We start from the raw sequence: 18,378 nt of genomic DNA on the forward strand, positions 1-18,378 counted from the left end.
GAGGAGAAACGGTTGTCCCCGCACTCCTCTTTTTATTAAGATCAGCTTTGCTTCCCGTTGGCATCGCGTGTCACTTTCATATCAGTAACCGGAATGTAGCCTTGGTCAGTAACAATGCTTTTTTGAATGTCTTCACTCTTTAGATAATCAAGAAATTCTTTAGCTAAACCTGTCGCTTCACCTTTTGTATAAGAATGCTGATAAGCCCAGATCGGATACTCGCCAGTTGCTACATTTTTCGCTTCAGGTTTAACACCGTCAATAGATAGAGCAGTTACTTTGTCATCTGTTAAATATGAGAATGCAAGATATCCAATCGCTCCCGGAGTATCAGCAATGATCTTTTTCACCGTGTTGGAGGAATCTTCAGTAATGCCTTCTGCAGGCTCCGCTCCGTCAAGCGCATATTTCACAAATGTAGCACGTGTGCCAGAAGAATCAGGACGGTTTACAAGTGTAATCTTTTGGTCTTTGCCGCCGAGCTCTTTCCAGTTTTTGATTTTGCCAGTGAAGATTTTTTTCAATTCATCTTTTGAAATATCCTTCACACCAGCATCAGGGTTTACAGCTGCTGCCATACCAACTACAGCGACTTGATGATCGACAAGCGCTTTTGCATCGATGCCTTCTTTTTCTTCAGCAAAAACGTCTGAATTCCCGATCTGAACAGCTCCTTCAGAGACTTGAGAAAGCCCTGTTCCAGAACCGCCAGCTTGTACCTGTATATCAGCATCAGGGTTTTCTTCCATAAATTTTTCCGCGGCTGCAAGTACTAGTGGCTGCATAGCCGATGAACCAGAAATGGTTAAAGAACCTGATGCCTTTTCTTCTCCTTTTGCAGAATCGCTATTCGATTTTTTACTTTCTCCTGCATTTCCGCATGCAGCTGCAATCATCATAAAAGCAGCCATCAGAAGCATAAGCACCAATTTGTTTTTTTTCATTTCCTGAATTCCCCCTGCGTATAATGTGTAATTTGTCCTACACGTATAGAGTAAAGGTTCTATGTAAAAAGGGTTTGAACCGAATGTTAAGGTTTTGTAAATCCGTGCGTTTTTTTGTATAAAAAAAACGCCCACATCATGTGAGCGTTTCTTTTTAGTTATCAGAAGACGTTGTGTTTTCTGCATTTTCTTCGATTTTGTTTTTATTCTTTTGCTGAGTATCTTCTTTGTCCTGCTTCGATTTCAGCTCAAAATATTTATCCATTACTTCCCTGCCGATTTCGTTTGTAATGGTATATTTAGCGCTGTAATCAATATAAGCCCAAGGGACTACTACAGAGATCGCAATCTCAGGATTATCAGCCGGTGCATAGGCAACAAGTGTCGTATTATAAGTCGATGTTCCTGTTTTTGATTTATCAGGTCCATCATAGAACGATTGTGCTGTTCCTGTTTTACCGGCAGGCTGATATGACGCTGAAGCAAATTGACTGGCAGCTGTCCCTTTTGTCATCACCCGTCTGAATCCGGCCTGAACCTCTTTAATATATTCACTCTTCATGTCGATTTTATTCAGCACTTCCGGCTGAACGGATTGTACGACAGCACCGATCCCTCTTTTAGCATCAGGTTCTCTGACTTCCTTTACAAGCTGAGGCTTTAAGCGATATCCGCCGTTTGCAATCGTTGATACGTATTGCGCAAGTTCCAGCGGTGTATACGTGTCGTATTGGCCGATCGCATAGTCAAGCAAGAATCCCGTCAATCTGTCTGTTCCTTTATAGCCTGTCATTTCATTCGGAAGATCAATTCCAGTTTTGACACCCAGTCCAAATTGGCTGAAGTAATTACGGAAAGTATCAAAGGCCGTCGTATCAATCGGTAAAGCCTGGTGCGGTTTATATTCACCTTTTCCGAGCGCGATCGCAGTTTTAAACATAAATACGTTGGAAGACTGCTCTAAGGCTCTTTGAATATTGACCGGTCCTAAGTTAGTCCATGACTTTTTACCGCGTTTATCCTGACTGCCGATATACAATGGTTCATCCTGAAAAACTGTATTCAGATTGATGGCTCCGGTTTGAAGGCCTGTCAAGACTGTTGCGCCTTTGACCGCTGAACCCATGGCGTAAGATGACGTCATTGTACCTAAAGCGTAATCATCAATTTTATATTTCCCATTTTCTTGTTTAATCTGCTTGCCCGCCATTGAAAGCACTTCACCGTTTCTTGGGTCCATCATCACAACGAATGCCCGGTCTAACAATTGCGTGCTTGGTCTTGCTTTAGCAGATTTGAGGTTCTTCTCAATGATTTTTTCCACTTCTTTTTGCAAATCAATGTCAATCGTAAGCACGAGATCCTTACCGGCTTTGCCTTCAGATACCGTTTTTGTTCCCGTGACATTGCCGTTTGAATCTGTGATATTTTCGACTTTGGCTTTTTGGCCCTGCAGAAGGCTTTCATATTGGTATTCCAGATAACTTTTTCCGACCCTGTCATTTCGGCTGTAGCCAAGCGACAGGTAATGCTCGAGCAAGTTGGACGGCAATCCTTCATTAGAGCTGGAAACACTTCCGAGCACTGAGCGAAGAAGGTTTTTATACGGATATTCACGTTCCCAATCGGACGTGACATCAACACCTGGCAGTTCGTCTAAATGTTCACTTACCACTGCCATTTCCTTCGCTGATACATCTTCGTTTTTGATATATTGAGGGGTCAATGCATAGCCCGAATCCATCTGTCTTTTGATAGCGAGGATCTGCATATCTTTATCCGTCAATTCATTCAACTGCTTATCAGTAATCCGTTTTAGCTGAAGCTGGTATAAATCGTCATCGGATATTTTTTTGTCTTCAACCTGCTGTCTTTCTTTAGAGCTAATGAGCTTTTTTGCTTCTTTCGGTCTAGTCAAAATCCAATAATCTTTTTTATCCCGTTCTGTTACTTTTTTTGTATCGACTTTGATCATGTCAGACAGCTTTTTTGCGATCTTTAAGCGCTGTTCTTGCGTGGTCGATTTAGATCTCGTGTATGTGATTGCATTTAAAGCCTTATTTGTCACAATGGCATTAAAGTTTCGATCATAAATTTTCCCGCGTGGTACCGCTGAGCTGACTTCACTTTGTTCCTGCTTATTCGCTTGGTTTTTGTAATCATCGCCTTGCACGATCTGCTTGATGCCCAGTTCCACAATAATCCAGGTAAATATAACAAAGGCAGCTAAAAATAAAATATTCAGCCGGATCGGAAGCGACTTCTTTTTCTCTTTATGATTTTGCTTTTTTGGTTTATTTCTCCTCATAACATCACCTTTTCTATTTACAGAAAGAAAAGACACTCAAGTAAGAGTGCCAGTTTTCATTTTAAAGGTTTTTTCGACTTTTTTCTACAGATAACCCCTTTTTGGCAAAAAAATTATCTCTCGCCTTTTAACAGGGTCGGTTCTGTTACCCGTTTTTGGCCGTCTTCTTCCATGGTTTCATTTTCCCCTTCTTTCTCCTTAAAACGGATATCCTTGACAAAGTAATAAATCAAAGGATGTCCTATACCCAATATCGCAAGTGACAAAGGAATTCCCACATCCTCTTTCAGAAGGGCCACGATCAGGAGAAAGCACAAAATGGAAACAATTCTGCCGGCATTCAAGAACATTTCTCTAAGCACGATATATTCAATTCTTGCTTTTCTGGCATGCCTCGCGCGCCCTATCACATCATATGTAAGTGATACATATGGCACAAGCAACAGAGGATAGCCGATGGCAATAAAAACGCCATACGTTAATAATGTCGAAAAGCTCATATGGAACAGAATCAAAAACAGCGCGCCATACAAAATAAGTCCGCCCAGCAAAATCGATTTTTTTCTCGCCTTTTTCTTAATCAGCCTGGATGCAAAGTAGTAGGCAAAGAAGGAAACAGCTGAATTGACAAGACCGAATGTACCGAGAGCAAGTTCGCTGTTTGTCTCAATAAATACAAACACACTGATTAAAAAGACAAAAATCCCTTCTCTCAAACCCTGAAAAAAATGCGCATTCGTAATTCTCCGCCAATTCATATTGCTATGGCGCTCTCCAAATACTTTGCTCAGCATAAAACGGCCCTTTGATTCTCTCCGTTTTAAGAAAAAGCTCATCACGACAGCCAGGGCAAATAAACTGAGGGAGAGACTGAAAATCACTGTATAACCCGTATTATTTTCAAGCCTTGAGATCACGAATCCGGCTACAATCGGGCCGATCATTCCTGCAGAGGAAGACAGAATGCCCATAAACCCGTTGAAAAAGTCTCGCGTATCCGGCTCTGTTATTTCAAAGGTCAGCACGTTAAACGCTAGCCAATAAAAGCCATAGCCCACTCCGAGCACCGCGCCGATTAGCACGAGGCGGCTGGCCGCCGTTTCTCCGGCTAAAAGCACACTTAAATAAAAGGCAGCTAAAAAAATGACGCCGAACCTTAAAATGAATACCCTGTCTATTTTTTTGGCTAACCGTCCAGCCAAATAAAAGGTTATCGGCTGCATTGTCACAATGGATAAATTATATATCGCCAAATCAATAAATTTCCCTGACTGCTTCCAAAGATACACATTAACAAATGTATTGGACAGTGCAATTCCCAGCGAGTAAAGCCCGCCAATGGTCAGCAGAAAGAGTAACCCTTTGTTTACGTCTACATCGCCTATCACTTTTTTTAGTTTGCTCATTACTGACTCCCCTTTACTATCCCTTAGTCTGTCTCACTCAAACCGAGATATGTAAAAAGAAGACATAAAAAAACAAGGCCCCATAATGAGGACCTTGTTTGTGCCATTATTTTGCTTCGCTGTATAGACGAGCCACTTCGTCCCAGTTTACAACATTCCAGAAAGCTGAAATGTAATCAGGGCGGCGGTTTTGATAGTTAAGGTAGTAAGCATGCTCCCAAACGTCAAGACCTAAGATAGGCGTTTTGCCTTCTGAAAGCGGAGAATCTTGGTTTGGCGTGCTTGTGATTTCAAGTTTACCGTTGTTCACAACAAGCCATGCCCAGCCAGAACCGAAGCGTCCAGCTGCTGCTGCTGCGAATTGCTCTTTGAATTTGTCAAAGCTTCCAAATACACTGTTGATCTCTTCAGCAAGCGCGCCAGTCGGTTCGCCTCCGCCGTTCGGAGATAAAAGTGTCCAGAATAATTTGTGGTTTGCGTGTCCGCCGCCGTTGTTGCGGACTGCAGTGCGGATGTTTTCAGGAACAGAATCAAGATCTGCAACAAGCTCTTCAACTGATTTGTTGGCAAGAGCAGTGTTTCCTTCAACCGCTTTGTTTAAATTTGTCACGTATGTGTTGTGGTGTTTCGTATGGTGAATAGTCATAGTTTCCTTGTCGATATGCGGTTCTAAAGCATCGTACGCATAAGGTAATTCTGGAAGTTCGTAAGCCATGATAATTCCTCCTTAGTATATATGTACTGAAATGCCGCTTCACAGCGAGCCTTTCTTCATTCAATGTAACAAAAGAATGCTTTGTAATCAATGAAAAAGCTCACGATTTGGCTCATTTCAGCGGACATATTTCACTTTAACCGATAATCGGCACCATTAAACCTGCCGCCAGCATTTCTTATAGGACCGTCCATAAAAAATATCCGATCATCAAAAGCTGTATGATACCCTTTGCAATAACCCCTGTTAAAAAACCAATGAGTGAGCCGAGGCCAATTTTAAACGCTGACTTTAAGTCCTTCTGATGGACGATAAGTTCTGCGCAAACAGCCCCGATAAACGGACCCAATATGATCCCTGCAACCGGAATGACAAAAGGCCCGATTAATAAACCGATCGTGCTTCCCCATATGGCAGCTTTGCTTCCTCCGAACCTTTTTACTCCAAGCAGATTCGACACGTAATCTGCTGCGAATAATACTGCGGCAAAAACTGCCTCAACAAGCCAGAACATATAAGAATACGGACTGAATGAAAATAAAAATCCGTACAATACAAATCCGGCAACAATAAATACTACGCTCGGAATAACAGGATACACCAGCCCGATAAAGGCAATGATAAAAACCGCTGCAATTAACAGCCAATACAACATATCCATAGCTTCCATCCTCCCATTTTACTCTGTCTTCTTCATGTCTTCCTTGTATTCACACGCATGCAACGATACAATAAGCAACATATATTAGTTTAGCTAGGAAGTGAAGATAGTGAATGTGTTTCAGCTTTTCATTAAAAGTACATACTCTCCCCGTGATATTGCAAAAACAAGATTTCAAGGAATCGGAAAAGCGATTCTTTATGTATTTTTGCTCTCTGTCCTGTTTGCAATCCCTACCGCTTATTATGTAAGTACAGGGACCGTAAAATCAATGAACGGCTTTAAAACTGTTTTAAACAAAGATTTCCCTGATTTCACAATTTCAAACGGCAAACTTCAAACGGATGAGAAAAAAGCCACGGAATCTCAGGCAAATGGTTTCGTCATCGTGTTCGATCCGACAGACTCCTATGGCACTGAACAAATTGAAGCAAAGCAAAACGCGATCGGCATCCTTCAGAACAAATTTGTTTTGGCCATTGACGGACAAGCCCAAGAAATGTCTTACTCAATGATGCCGTCAGAGTTACAGAAAAAAGATGTCATTGCAGGGTTAAACCAAAATAAAGCGATGATTGTAACTGTTCTCTCAGCTCTTATTTTTCTCGTAACAGCAGCGGGAAAATTTATTGAAGTATCGTTTTTAGCGCTTATCGGGTTAATCATTAAGAATTCGCAGAAAAAACATTTATCCTATCATCAGCTCTGGAAGCTTTCTGCTTATTCCATCACCCTTTCAACTGTATTCTTTACAATCATGCGGGCATTAGAAGCAACCGTACCAAGTGAATTTTTGCTGAACTGGTTTGTCAATTTTGTCATCCTGTTTCTCGTTTTAAAAGAGATTCCGTCCAAAAAAGCTGCTGTATAAACCGAGGCTGCATTCGCAGTCTCTTTTCTTTTGTCATGAATCGAAATGGACAAGCATACTATGGTATAAAATTTCGTATACGGGAGGAAAAGCGATGAAGCGTCTCACCTTAGTATGCAGCATTGTTTTTATACTTTTTATTCTTTTTTATGACCTTAAAATTGGAACCATACCCATTCAGGACCTCCCTGTCTATGAAGCATCAGCAAAAACGGCTGTACAAGAACCGGCTTATAAAACGGTGAAGGTAAAGCCGGGTGATACGGTTATGTCGATAGTCGGATCAGCAGGTTCTCCGGATGACATTGTAAAGGATTTTGAAGCACTGAATCCAAATGTGAAAGCTAACGCCATTCAAGCCGGAACAGCGTATAAATTCCCGGTCTACCCTTAATTTAACGTTAATTTCTTGTCAGTTCGGCGAAGACACTGTTACAATGTAATTTGTAAAATAAATTCACATAAACCATACTAGAATTGTTATATCTAGAAGCGGCAACTACAATTAAGGAGCGATTGCAAGTGAGTGAAATCACACATCGTACAAAAACGCGTCCCGTCAAAGTGGGACCTTTAACAATAGGCGGCAACAATGAAGTTGTCATCCAAAGCATGACAACAACAAAAACACATGATGTAGAAGCAACGGTTGCGGAAATTAACCGTTTGGCTGAAGCCGGATGCCAAATCGTTCGGGTAGCATGTCCGGATGAACGGGCGGCAAACGCCATTGCGGATATTAAAAAGCGCATTTCCATTCCTCTCGTTGTTGACATACATTTCGATTATAAACTTGCGTTGAAAGCCATTGAAGGCGGCGCAGATAAAATCCGAATCAACCCCGGCAATATCGGCCGGCGCGAAAAAGTTGAAGCGGTTGTTAAAGCGGCCAAAGACAAAGGCATTCCGATCAGAATCGGAGTAAACGCCGGTTCATTGGAAAAACGGATTTTAGAAAAATACGGTTATCCGACTGCCGATGGAATGGTAGAAAGCGCACTTCATCACATTAAAATTCTTGAGGATCTTGATTTTCACGATATTATTGTCAGCATGAAGGCCTCTGACGTGAACCTTGCAATCGAGGCTTATGAAAAAGCAGCGAAAGCGTTTGACTACCCGCTTCACCTTGGGATCACCGAGTCAGGAACGCTGTTTGCCGGCACAGTAAAGAGCGCAGCAGGACTCGGCGCCATTTTAAGCAAAGGCATCGGGAACACCATGCGCATTTCACTAAGCGCAGACCCTGTAGAAGAGGTAAAAGTAGCAAGGGAGCTTCTGAAATCTTTCGGCTTAGCCTCCAATGCTGCCACGCTCATCTCATGCCCGACTTGCGGCCGTATTGAAATTGATCTAATCAGCATTGCCAATGAAGTGGAAGAGTATATTTCTAAGATAAAAGCGCCGATTAAAGTTGCTGTTCTCGGCTGCGCTGTAAACGGACCTGGTGAAGCGAGAGAAGCTGATATCGGAATCGCCGGCGCACGCGGTGAAGGACTGCTGTTCCGGAAAGGGAAAATTGTCCGTAAGGTTCCAGAGGAAACGATGGTAGAAGAACTCAAAAAAGAAATTGACATTCTTGCTGAGGAACACTACGCAAAACTTGAAGCTGAAAAAGCAAAATTAAAAGAAGAAACACAAAAAGCTTGACGGGAACCCGTCAAGCTTTTTTGTGTTAGAAAAATGGAATAATAAATATTCCAAGCACTAATGAAACGACACCGATACCCATTGCCCAGGCTCCAAGGCCTTGAGCACCTCTTCTTCTTGCGATATAGCCGACAATAATACCGGCAGCTCCCAATAAAACAGGCAGTACAAACAATGAAATGATGGACAAGGCTAAAGCGATGTACCCTATTCCCCGTCCTTCATTGACATTGCCGCCGCTGCGATCATTGTCTTGGTCATTACTGCGGTCAGCAGCACGATAAGGCTCTGCGATTTCAGCAGCTGTTTCCTCAAAAAAACCGTCATTGTCGCGGGTAATATTTGTCCCTTCAGATCCATGATCAACATAGTAACTGTTGTTATCACGCTTTTCGTAATCGTTTGCCACCTTCAATTCCCCCTTCTGTTTTATTAAAGGAGCTTTTATAGTTTGATCCATTTTGCCTGATTCATGTTTGCTAAACTTTTCTGTTAATGTCAATTGTTTATGTTACACTTGAAGGGATGAAACTGAAGGAGTGTGGGCATGTTACGCTTAGGAATAGATATTGACGGCACAATCACGGCTCAGGATACATTCGTCCCTTATTTGAACCGTTCGTTTAATCTTTCCATTTCATTAAACGATATGACGGATTATGATTTAACAAAGCTGTTAAACATTACCCAGGAAGAATTTTGGGATTGGATGAATCAAAATGAAGCGATCATATATAAGGAAGCATTGCTTGCACAGCATGCGAAACAGTCTCTTGATCGTCTCAAAGAGGAGCACAAGCTTATTTATATTACAGCGAGACGGACTCATTTAACTGATATTACCTATGAATGGTTTGACAGACAAAACATTCATTATGACCACATCGAACTTGTTGGGGGTCATCACAAAGTTGAAGCGGTCAAGAATCATAACATCGACCTGTTTTTTGAGGATCATCACGGGAACGCCATGATGATTGCGAAAGAAGCCGGGATACCGGTGATTTTGTTCAATTCCCCTTATAATCAGCTTCCGATTGATTCAAACATCATCAGAGTAAACAACTGGCTAGAAGCCGTTCAATGGATGAACAACAACAAGCATCACTTAATACGCGTCAATAACTGAAAAAGGAGCCCAAACCGGGCCCCTTTTTCATATATACGCATTTTACGCAGTAGTGTATTCTTGGTTTTCCGCTGTACAATCAGGGCATGTGCCATAAATCTCAAATTTATGCCCGCTGACCTGATAGCCATCCAAATCATCACAAAGCTTGTCCATCGGACATGATTCAATTTCCTTTGTTTTGCCGCAGGCAAGACAAATAAAATGATGGTGGTGATGGGTGAATGAACACTTAAATCGGAAGAGCTTTTCACCGGACAGCTCAGTTGTTTCCAAAATCCCAAGTTCTTCATATAAAGAAAGATTTCTGTAGATTGTATCAAAGCTTAAGCCTGGATAATCATCATTCAGTGCAGACAGTACGTTTTTAGCGGTAAGATATCTGTCTGAATCAGCAAAAAGCTGTAGCATATCCTCCCGTTTGTTTGTATATTTATATCCGTTTTCTTTTAATAGGTTCAGCGCTTCTTGGACGTTCATGAAGGGTCCCCCTTTTCGCTTTGCTTAAGAACGTATCACATGTATGAAAAAGAAAATGGCAGCTGTCTGTCCAGCAAGCCATTTTCTTTACCGCAGATAAAATTATACCCATAAAATGAATAAAAGTAAATGAAAGCCTAGTGGATTGCGTTTTTGAATTTTCCGCCTCTCGTTTCATGAGTATTCATAATTGTTATGAATGCATTTTGATCAACTTCAAACACGATCGATTTGAGCTTTGTCACTTCCAGCCTTGTGACAACCGCGTAAATTACGTCTTTTTCTTCGTCCGTATATCCACCTTTCCCCTTCAGCTTCGTTGTGCCCCGACCGAGACGGTGCAAAATCGCGTCGGAAATCTCATCATACTGCTCAGACACAATAATGACAGCTTTTGTTTCATCAAGCCCTTGGATCACAGCATCAATCGTTTTCATCGCAATATAATAAGTCATGAATGAGTACATCGCTTGCTCAGGACCGAACACAAAAACTGCCCAAATGAAGATGAACACATTGATGAACATAACGAACTCACCTACTGAAAACGGGAGTTTTTTGGTCAGCAAAATACCGAGAATTTCTGTACCATCCATTGAACCTCCGTTTCGAATAACAAGCCCGACGCCAAAGCCGAGTAAAAGACCTCCGAACACAGTAGCCAAAATAGGCTGGGTTGTAATGGCTTCTACATGGTGAAGTGAGGATTCAATAACGGCAAGCCCGACAATCCCTATAAACGTAGAGACTAGAAAGGTCTTACCGATATATTTATATCCGAAGATCATAAAAGGAATATTTAATATGACAACGAAAAAAGCGAAATTCAGAAAGGGGTTTGACATAAAGAGGTGGTCTAAAATAAGTGATACACCGATAATCCCGCCATCAATAAAATCATTGGGGATTAAAAATAATTCGATACTTACAGCCGCAGATGCAGCACCTACCAGAATCATAAAGACCCTGAAAATAAAATGGGTAAATGTTTCTTTCTTATGTTGTTTTGTTGGGGTCATAAAATCTCCTTTCCTGCAATAACTATTTTAAATACATTATAAATCTATTTTACCATTAAACACTGACACATTTTACTGATTTGCCCATACATTAAGTCTGGAGGTGGAATGACCGATGATTTTATTTCAAAGAATTATTTTACAGCGGCTTAATCAGGCTACTGCTGATGATTTGCTGAAGTACTCAAAACAATACGGAATCAGCTTAACAAGATCGCAGGCCGTTGAAGTAGCGAACTTGTTATACGGGAAAAATGTAAACATCTTTAATGAGAGTGAACGAATGCGGCTGTTGAAACAAGTAGAGACGATTACATCGAAAGAAACAGCTCAAACAGTTAATGAACTATTCAAACAATTTACAAGCTAAAAAATGGGGGTGTTATCCCCCATTTTTTATTGCTGTAAAATCTTTTCGAGCAATGTATCATCAAATTGTTTTTCTTTCAGCATTTCAATCTCAAAACGGTATGGCGGTTTTTTGTTCTTTTTATCTTCACCGACATATGGTGTTTCAAGAATTTTTGGAATGTCTTTTAACTGCTCATGGTGAACAACATATTGCAGTGCGTCAAAACCTATTTCACCAAAGCCAATATTTTCATGGCGGTCTTTTCTCGCACCTTTGACATTTTTGCTGTCATTGATATGAAGCACTTTAATACGGTCAATGCCAATGATTTTATCGAACTCATTTAGCACTCCGTCAAAGTCTTCGACAATGTTATACCCGGCATCATGTGTATGGCACGTGTCAAAGCACACTGACAGCTGCTCATTGTGTGTAACGCCTTCGATAATCTGTGCAAGCTCCTCAAAGCTTCTGCCGCATTCTGATCCTTTTCCAGCCATTGTTTCTAATGCAATCTGGACATTTTGATTCGGATCAATCACTTCATTTAAGCCTTCAATAATTTTTTTGATGCCGGCTTCAGCTCCTGCCCCTACGTGAGCGCCAGGATGAAGGACAATTTGCTTCGCTCCGATGGCCGCTGTCCGTTCAATTTCAGAACGAAGAAAATCAACACCCAGCTCAAAAGTGGACGGATTTGTCGTGTTGCCAATATTAATAATATAAGGCGCGTGTACGATAATCTCGTCAATGCCGTTTTCTTGCATATGTGCCCGGCCTGCTTCTATATTTAAGTCTTCAATTTTCTTTCGGCGCGTATTTTGCGGTGCGCCTGTATAGATCATAAACGTATTCGCCCCATAAGAGACTGCTTCCTGGCTTGCAGCCAGAAGCATATGTTTTCCGCTCATAGAGACGTGTGAGCCTATTCTCAGCAACAGGTTCCCCTACTTTCTTTTCTTAGATTGGTTTCTTCTCTGTTTTTTCTTGATTTTCTCCATCTCATAGCTCATTTTCTTTTTATACCCAGGCTTAACCTTCTTCGGCTTTTTCACGAGACGATGAGCAATTTCATCCGCTTCATTCGGCGTTTTTTTACGCTTTTTGCGGCGCTGACGGTCATCGCCTTTTTTCCATTCGCCCTTTTCAAGCTCTAAGTAATCAAATTCGATGCCCATTTTTTCAAGTCTTACTAATGCATCCTCATCAGTAAGCTCATAAATGGTCATCGCTTGTCCTGATGAGCCGGCACGAGCCGTTCTGCCCACACGGTGAACATAGAAATCGAGATCATCCGGCAGCTCATAGTTGATAACATGGCTGACACCTTTAATATCAATACCTCTTGCGGCAAGGTCAGTTGCAATGACATAAGTGAATTCCAAATCATTAATCTGCTTCATGACTTTTTTCCGCTCACGTGGTGTTAATCCGCCGTGCAGCAAGCCGATTTTCATGCCTTTGCCAGTCAGATACTGGGCAATATGGTCAGCCGTATTTTTCGTGTTAGCAAACACAATCCCCAGGTATGGATTCAGATGCGACATGATGTCAAAAAGGAGCTTGTCCTTGTCACGATGTTTCGAAGGAATGAGGATATGCTCGATTTTCGCAGCAGTCACCTGTTTTGGCTCCACATGGGCGTATTTCGGATTTTCCATGTATTTCTTCAAAAATGGTTTCAGCTTTTCCGGTATGGTCGCTGAGAACACAAGCATTTGCAGATCCTCAGGCATGCGGGAACCGATGTAATCTACATCTGCAAGGAATCCCATGTCCAGCATTAAATCCGCTTCATCAATAACAAGAGATTCCGCTTTATGAACACTTAACGCCTGTTCTTTGATTAAGTCAGCAATCCGTCCGGGTGTACCAACAACAAGATGCGGCTGTATTTTCAATTTATCAATTGATTTTTGTTTATCAGTGCCTCCGATAAAACATTTCGAGCGAATCTGACTGCCTTCCTCACCCTGTGTGATTTTAAGCGCTTCCTGATAAATCTGGTTGGCAAGCTCTCTTGTCGGAGCCGTAATGACTACCTGAACGACATCCTTAGCAGGATCGATTTTGTTTAATAAAGGCAGTAAATAAGCGTGAGTCTTTCCAGTACCCGTCTGAGACTGGCCGATGACGCTTTCTTTTTTTAACACTGCAGGAATCAGCCTTTTCTGGATATCAGTCGGTTCGTAAAAACCAAGGCGATGTACTGCATCTATAATAAATGGTTTCAATTCATAAAGTTCAAATTTCGTTTCTTTCATTTTTCCCAGCTCCTTAAAGCGGCACATTATGTGTCCATCATCACATTATACCCGATTTTGCTTAAAAACACCACGTTTGCAAGGCGTTTGTTTTATTCAGTTATGTAAAGCAAATACCGCAGCCCATGCATATTCTAATAGCAGAGAGAGCTGAAAGGAGGTACAAGTATGTTTTCACCGCAGCAGCCAATGAGAAATTACCCACAGCCCGGACCGCCCCGCCCCATGCCAAATCAGCGAATGGCGGGCAGAAGACCGCCTAATATGCGAGGACCTTCATTTGGAGCACAGCAGCAAGGTTTTCAGCAAGCCGGACAATTTCTTCCTCAGGCAAATGCCGGAGCGAGAAATGGTGCAGGTGCAGGCGGAGGCTTAAAAGGAATGCTGTCAAGGTTCCTACCCGGCGGAGGAGGCGCTGGCAGCGCCGGAGTTCCTGGAATTCCAGGAGCAGGTGCAGCAGCGAGCGGAGGTGCTGGCCTGCAAGGCATTCAAAATATCGCCAATCCTGCATCATTATCCAGTATGCTTGGAAATGTGCAAAAAGTACTCGGCATGGCGCAGCAAGTCACCCCTATGATCCAGCAGTACGGCCCATTAGTCCGCAATCTGCCAGCAATGATGAAGCTGTACAGCCAATTAAGTAAAAGTGATGATACTGAGACAGAGGCCAATGAGGAAAGTGAAAAACAATCCGTTTCAGAAGAATCATCAGAAAAAGAGAAAGAGACTGAAACAAAAACCTCAGATGGGAACAAAAAATCAAAACCAAAAAGTTCTTCTCTCCCAAAGAAATCTAAAACAACTGACAATAAAGAACAAGAATCAAAAACGTCTGCCCCGAAGAAAAAGGAAGCTGCCTCTCCTGCTCCGAAAAGAACATCAGGCAGTTCAAAACCGAGATTATATATATAACATTCTTTGATATCTGAAGTGAGATTGGCTATAATGAGATCAGAAGAATGCAAGAATAGAGCCGTTTGATTACGGCTTTTTATATTGCCTTTACTCACTTCAGTATTGGAGGACAACCGAAAATGGACGTAATTAAAATTTCACCGCGCGGCTATTGCTATGGTGTTGTTGATGCTATGGTCATTGCCAAAAATGCGTCACTAGATAAAAGCTTGCCAAGACCCATCTATATACTCGGGATGATTGTTCATAATAAACACGTCACTGATGCGTTTGAAGAGGAAGGGATTTTTACATTGGACGGCTCTAACCGTCTGGACATCTTAAAGCAGGTTGACAAAGGAACTGTCATTTTCACTGCGCACGGTGTTTCTCCCGAAGTCAGAAGAATCGCAGAAGAAAAAGGGTTAGTCGCAATTGATGCTACATGTCCGGATGTGACGAAAACTCATAATCTAATCTTAGAGATGAAAGAAAAAGGATATCACGTGATCTATATCGGCAAAAAAGGGCATCCAGAGCCTGAGGGAGCCGTTGGCGTAGCGCCGGAGATCGTTCACTTAGTTGAAACAGAAGAAGATGTAAAGAACCTTGATATCCAAGCAGAGAAGTTAATCGTGACGAATCAAACAACAATGTCTCAATGGGATGTTCACGACATTATGGAGCTTGTCAAAGAAAAATATCCTCATGTCGAATATCACCAAGAGATTTGCCTCGCTACTCAAGTGCGGCAGGAAGCTGTATCAGAGCAGGCAAAAAAAGCGGACTTAACAATCGTTGTCGGAGACCCGAAAAGCAACAATTCAAATAGGCTTGCTCAAGTGTCAGAAGAAATAGCCGGGACAAAAGCATACCGGATCGGTGACTTAAGCGAATTGAAGCTCGAATGGCTGAAAGGCGTTAATACCGTTGCAGTTACAGCGGGAGCTTCAACACCGACGCCGATCACAAAAGAAGTCATTCGCTTTTTAGAGCAGTTTGATCACGAAGATCCATCAACTTGGACAACTGAACATAATATACCGCTCAAAAAAATACTTCCAAAAGTAAAAGCAAAAAACTGAGGCTGTAAAAGCCTCAGTTTTTTTATAGAAATGTAAATGGATTTGTATCTGTTTCAGAAACAAAGATATTCACGCCAAACTTTTTATCATTACACATTGATGTCAGTTTTCTCGTGACGCCTTCTTTCATGATTTTTTCCGCGTAATGGCCCGGATCAACCACATTTAGGCCAAGCATCATCGCATCATGGGCCACATGGAAGTATAAATCTCCTGTGACGTAAACATCGGCTCCCTTTCGTTTTGCATGATGAATATACTTGTTTCCATCTCCGCCAAGAACAGCTACTTTTTTCACCATGCTGTCAGCATCCCCCACCATTCTGACACCATTGACGTCAAGCTTGTCTTTCACAAATAAAGCGAATTCCTTGAGCGTCATCTCATTTTTAAGGGTTCCGACACGGCCGAGCCCTTTTTCGGCGGGAGTCTGTTCGATAGGATAGATATCGTAAGCGACTTCTTCATATGGATGGCTTTTTATCATTGCATTGATAACAGCTTTTTCGACGCTTTTAGGAAATACAGTCTCAAGCCTTACTTCATGAACAAGCTCAAGCTCTCCCACTTCACCGATAAAAGGCTTAGCTCCGTCTAATGGTATAAAACTGCCGATTCCTTCAGATGAAAACGCGCAATGGCTGTATTCACCGATATGGCCAGCCCCCGCATTTCCGAGCGCGGCTCTGACCTGCTCTTCATATTCCTTCGGCACGTATACTGCCAGCTTTTTCAGAGGATCCGTATAAGTAGGCACCAGCACTTCCGTCTCACTCAGCTCTAATGCTTCAGCAAGCAAATCATTCACACCGCCGTCCGCAACGTCTAAATTTGTATGAGCTGCATAAACAGCAATATCATGCTTCAAACACTTTTCAATTAACCTTCCGGCAGGCTGATCTGTTGAAATATGCTTTAGCGGCCGGAAAATTGGTGGATGGTGTGCAATAATCAAGTCAACCTCTTTTTCAATCGCTTCATCGATGACGCTCTCTAACACATCAAGTGTAACCATCACATTTTTAATTGGTTTGTTTAAAGTGCCGATTTGCAGGCCGATTTTATCTCCTTCAACCGCATAGGCTTTCGGGGAAAATTGTTCAAACAGCTGGATGATCTGCTGCCCATTTACACTTTTAGCCATGATCGATTACCTCCTTTAACAGCTCCATTCGATCGGCGAGCTCCTTTAATTTTTGTTTGTTTTGCTCTGTATCCGCCGCTTGGCTGATCTGTTCATAAATGCTTTGAGTGTGCTGAAGCTCTTGTGTCCACTTTTTCAAAAAGACAGCATTTTTTTCTTTTGCCAAGAAAGGGCCGACAAGCATCCCGGCTGATAAAGAAATACCGTCATAAGCCGCATCCCTGTCTCCCGCTTCGGCTACCAGCACCTCATAGCACTTTCCGTCCTCTTCAAGGATTACCTCATCTATCAGCGCATATCCTTCTTTATAAAGCCACTCCCTGATATGAACAGCATGAATATTCGGCTGTAAAATGAACCGTTCTTTCCCCGTTAATTTGTCTTTGCCCGCTTCTAAAATGTGAGCGATCAAAGCCCCGCCCATTCCGGCAATCGTAATGGCATCAGCTTCACCTTTTTTAATCACTTCCAGTCCGTCTCCCTGCCTTACAGAAATGTGCGAGTTTAAGCCTGATTTTTCAACCTGCCGCTTTGCAGACAAAAATGGGCCATCTGTGATTTCTCCGGCAATCGCCCCGCTGGCTTTATGATTCAGCACCGCATAACAAGGAAGGTATGCGTGATCAGAGCCGATATCGGCCATCACCGCTCCATTCGGTATGTACTCCGCTACTGTTTGCAATCGTTTAGATAATTTTAATTCGTTCACTTGTCATCACAACTTTTCTCAATCATTTTTTCCTTTACTATCATATAAAAAATCAGCCCGGAATCCAAGCTGAAGCAAATGATTTTGAGATTATTTCTTTTGATGCGAGTCTGCACGCGGCAGTCAAAAATAAAAGGCTGTCGAGAACATCTCGGCGGCCTGTGAATGTATAAAGAGAAAAATGGTTCTTTTATTTAATTTTTGACACCCACTCTGCCATATCATCCAGCTTATCGGCCGGAACAAGACCGGAAGGCATTCCATTACCGCCTTTTTCGATCTTTGTTTTAATTTCAGCGACATCTTTCTTATCCCCTACACCTTTTAAGCTAGGACCCGAAACACCTTCATAATTTTCACCGTGGCATGCGATGCAGTTTGCCTTGTAAATTTCTTCTGGTGAAGCGTTTGCATCTTTCTTTTCAGCAGATTTGCTTTCTCCTCCGCTTGCAATCTCCCGAGAGTCATCAAGTCCTTTTACTGATAAAAAGAAAGTTAGACCAATTCCTAAAACAGCGATCAGCAAAAATGGAATAAGCGGGTTCCATTTCATTTCCCTTCCCCCTTTTTGATCCTTCCCCCTATGTAAACACTTCTAATTCTAACTTATTTTTACAAAAAGTAAATGGATTGCTATACAAAAGTTTTTTATTCACACTTTATACAAAATTGAATTGAAACATGCCTAAATCTCTAATATCCTTTTTATTCTATTGTATAATGTATTGTATACGCTTACAATAGAAA

Annotated in this window: 20 protein-coding genes; 7 read left to right on the forward strand and 13 right to left on the reverse strand. The window is 42.0% G+C overall.

Translation table 11 applies throughout. From position 1 onward, the window contains the following. Positions 1 to 41: 41 nt before the first annotated feature. The 5 genes from CW370_RS07765 to CW370_RS07785 all read right to left on the reverse strand — a co-directional run bounded on the left by CW370_RS07765 (position 42) and on the right by CW370_RS07785 (position 6,034). Positions 42 to 944: a phosphate ABC transporter substrate-binding protein gene (locus CW370_RS07765; RefSeq protein ID WP_004398774.1), complete on the reverse strand. Its 903-nt coding sequence runs from the start codon at positions 942 to 944 to the stop codon at positions 42 to 44. Between the two features lie 154 nt (positions 945 to 1,098). Further along, positions 1,099 to 3,252 carry a penicillin-binding protein 2A gene (gene pbpA, locus CW370_RS07770; protein WP_024571924.1) on the reverse strand — a complete coding sequence of 718 codons (2,154 nt, stop codon included), beginning with the start codon at positions 3,250 to 3,252 and terminating at the stop codon, positions 1,099 to 1,101. Positions 3,253 to 3,365: 113 nt separating this feature from the next. After that, the gene (locus CW370_RS07775; RefSeq protein WP_003230095.1) at positions 3,366 to 4,658 is read right to left on the reverse strand and encodes an MFS transporter; all 1,293 of its coding nucleotides are present in this window, start codon (positions 4,656 to 4,658) and stop codon (positions 3,366 to 3,368) included. 106 nt (positions 4,659 to 4,764) lie between these two features. Further along, positions 4,765 to 5,373 carry a superoxide dismutase SodA gene (gene sodA, locus CW370_RS07780; protein ID WP_004398583.1) on the reverse strand — a complete coding sequence of 203 codons (609 nt, stop codon included), beginning with the start codon at positions 5,371 to 5,373 and terminating at the stop codon, positions 4,765 to 4,767. A 178-nt stretch (positions 5,374 to 5,551) separates the two neighbouring features. Continuing rightward, positions 5,552 to 6,034, reverse strand: a complete 483-nt coding sequence (locus CW370_RS07785) for a DUF456 domain-containing protein (RefSeq protein ID WP_004398518.1) — start codon at positions 6,032 to 6,034, stop codon at positions 5,552 to 5,554. Positions 6,035 to 6,143: 109 nt separating this feature from the next. Here CW370_RS07785 and CW370_RS07790 point away from each other — a divergent pair, with 109 nt between their 5' ends. The 3 genes from CW370_RS07790 (at position 6,144) to ispG (ending at position 8,555) form a co-directional block, all read left to right on the forward strand. Continuing rightward, positions 6,144 to 6,905 (forward strand): DUF1189 domain-containing protein, encoded by a 762-nt coding sequence (locus CW370_RS07790; RefSeq protein ID WP_015384107.1) that lies wholly within the window; start codon positions 6,144 to 6,146, stop codon positions 6,903 to 6,905. Positions 6,906 to 6,999: 94 nt separating this feature from the next. Further along, on the forward strand, positions 7,000 to 7,299 hold the full coding sequence (locus tag CW370_RS07795) for a LysM peptidoglycan-binding domain-containing protein (protein WP_003230087.1): 300 nt from the start codon (positions 7,000 to 7,002) through the stop codon (positions 7,297 to 7,299). 122 nt (positions 7,300 to 7,421) lie between these two features. After that, the gene (ispG, locus tag CW370_RS07800) at positions 7,422 to 8,555 is read left to right on the forward strand and encodes a flavodoxin-dependent (E)-4-hydroxy-3-methylbut-2-enyl-diphosphate synthase (protein WP_010886567.1); all 1,134 of its coding nucleotides are present in this window, start codon (positions 7,422 to 7,424) and stop codon (positions 8,553 to 8,555) included. A 25-nt stretch (positions 8,556 to 8,580) separates the two neighbouring features. Here the strand turns inward: ispG and CW370_RS07805 are convergent, their stop codons facing one another. Continuing rightward, positions 8,581 to 8,970, reverse strand: coding sequence for a DUF308 domain-containing protein (locus CW370_RS07805; RefSeq protein ID WP_010886568.1), 390 nt, complete (start codon positions 8,968 to 8,970; stop codon positions 8,581 to 8,583). 132 nt (positions 8,971 to 9,102) lie between these two features. Between CW370_RS07805 and CW370_RS07810 the strand changes: the two genes are divergently transcribed. After that, positions 9,103 to 9,684, forward strand: a complete 582-nt coding sequence (locus CW370_RS07810; RefSeq protein ID WP_024571923.1) for a nucleotidase — start codon at positions 9,103 to 9,105, stop codon at positions 9,682 to 9,684. 42 nt (positions 9,685 to 9,726) lie between these two features. Here the strand turns inward: CW370_RS07810 and zur are convergent, their stop codons facing one another. Next, positions 9,727 to 10,164: a zinc uptake transcriptional repressor Zur gene (zur, locus tag CW370_RS07815; RefSeq protein ID WP_024571922.1), complete on the reverse strand. Its 438-nt coding sequence runs from the start codon at positions 10,162 to 10,164 to the stop codon at positions 9,727 to 9,729. Positions 10,165 to 10,301: 137 nt separating this feature from the next. Further along, positions 10,302 to 11,183 carry a YitT family protein gene (locus CW370_RS07820; protein WP_003230077.1) on the reverse strand — a complete coding sequence of 294 codons (882 nt, stop codon included), beginning with the start codon at positions 11,181 to 11,183 and terminating at the stop codon, positions 10,302 to 10,304. A 115-nt stretch (positions 11,184 to 11,298) separates the two neighbouring features. Between CW370_RS07820 and CW370_RS07825 the strand changes: the two genes are divergently transcribed. Then, the gene (locus CW370_RS07825) at positions 11,299 to 11,553 is read left to right on the forward strand and encodes a DUF2624 domain-containing protein (protein ID WP_003230076.1); all 255 of its coding nucleotides are present in this window, start codon (positions 11,299 to 11,301) and stop codon (positions 11,551 to 11,553) included. A gap of 26 nt (positions 11,554 to 11,579) precedes the next feature. Here the strand turns inward: CW370_RS07825 and CW370_RS07830 are convergent, their stop codons facing one another. Both CW370_RS07830 and cshB read right to left on the reverse strand, forming a co-directional pair. Continuing rightward, the gene (locus tag CW370_RS07830) at positions 11,580 to 12,473 is read right to left on the reverse strand and encodes a deoxyribonuclease IV (RefSeq protein ID WP_009967756.1); all 894 of its coding nucleotides are present in this window, start codon (positions 12,471 to 12,473) and stop codon (positions 11,580 to 11,582) included. 9 nt (positions 12,474 to 12,482) lie between these two features. Then, a complete protein-coding gene (gene cshB / locus CW370_RS07835) occupies positions 12,483 to 13,799 on the reverse strand; it encodes a DEAD-box ATP-dependent RNA helicase CshB (protein WP_015483443.1) in 1,317 nt (438 codons plus the stop codon). Positions 13,800 to 13,967: 168 nt separating this feature from the next. On the opposite strand from cshB, the gene CW370_RS07840 reads away from it, so the two are divergent. After that, positions 13,968 to 14,711 carry a YqfQ family protein gene (locus CW370_RS07840; RefSeq protein ID WP_101169546.1) on the forward strand — a complete coding sequence of 248 codons (744 nt, stop codon included), beginning with the start codon at positions 13,968 to 13,970 and terminating at the stop codon, positions 14,709 to 14,711. Positions 14,712 to 14,833: 122 nt separating this feature from the next. Then, positions 14,834 to 15,778: a 4-hydroxy-3-methylbut-2-enyl diphosphate reductase gene (locus CW370_RS07845; RefSeq protein ID WP_014477361.1), complete on the forward strand. Its 945-nt coding sequence runs from the start codon at positions 14,834 to 14,836 to the stop codon at positions 15,776 to 15,778. A gap of 22 nt (positions 15,779 to 15,800) precedes the next feature. Here CW370_RS07845 and CW370_RS07850 read toward each other — a convergent pair whose 3' ends face one another. From CW370_RS07850 to cccA, 3 genes are all read right to left on the reverse strand, one after another. After that, entirely contained in the window at positions 15,801 to 16,922 is a 1,122-nt protein-coding gene (locus CW370_RS07850) for a Nif3-like dinuclear metal center hexameric protein (RefSeq protein WP_024572415.1), read from the reverse strand. After that, on the reverse strand, positions 16,915 to 17,565 hold the full coding sequence (gene trmK, locus CW370_RS07855; protein ID WP_015714276.1) for a tRNA (adenine(22)-N(1))-methyltransferase TrmK: 651 nt from the start codon (positions 17,563 to 17,565) through the stop codon (positions 16,915 to 16,917). The genes CW370_RS07850 and trmK overlap by 8 nt, the downstream gene beginning before the upstream one ends. Positions 17,566 to 17,821: 256 nt before the next feature. Further along, a complete protein-coding gene (cccA, locus tag CW370_RS07860) occupies positions 17,822 to 18,184 on the reverse strand; it encodes a cytochrome c550 (RefSeq protein ID WP_003230068.1) in 363 nt (120 codons plus the stop codon). Positions 18,185 to 18,378 lie beyond the last annotated feature (194 nt).

This window comes from Bacillus sp. SN32 (assembly GCF_002837495.1).
Lineage (GTDB): Bacteria > Bacillota > Bacilli > Bacillales > Bacillaceae > Bacillus > Bacillus subtilis.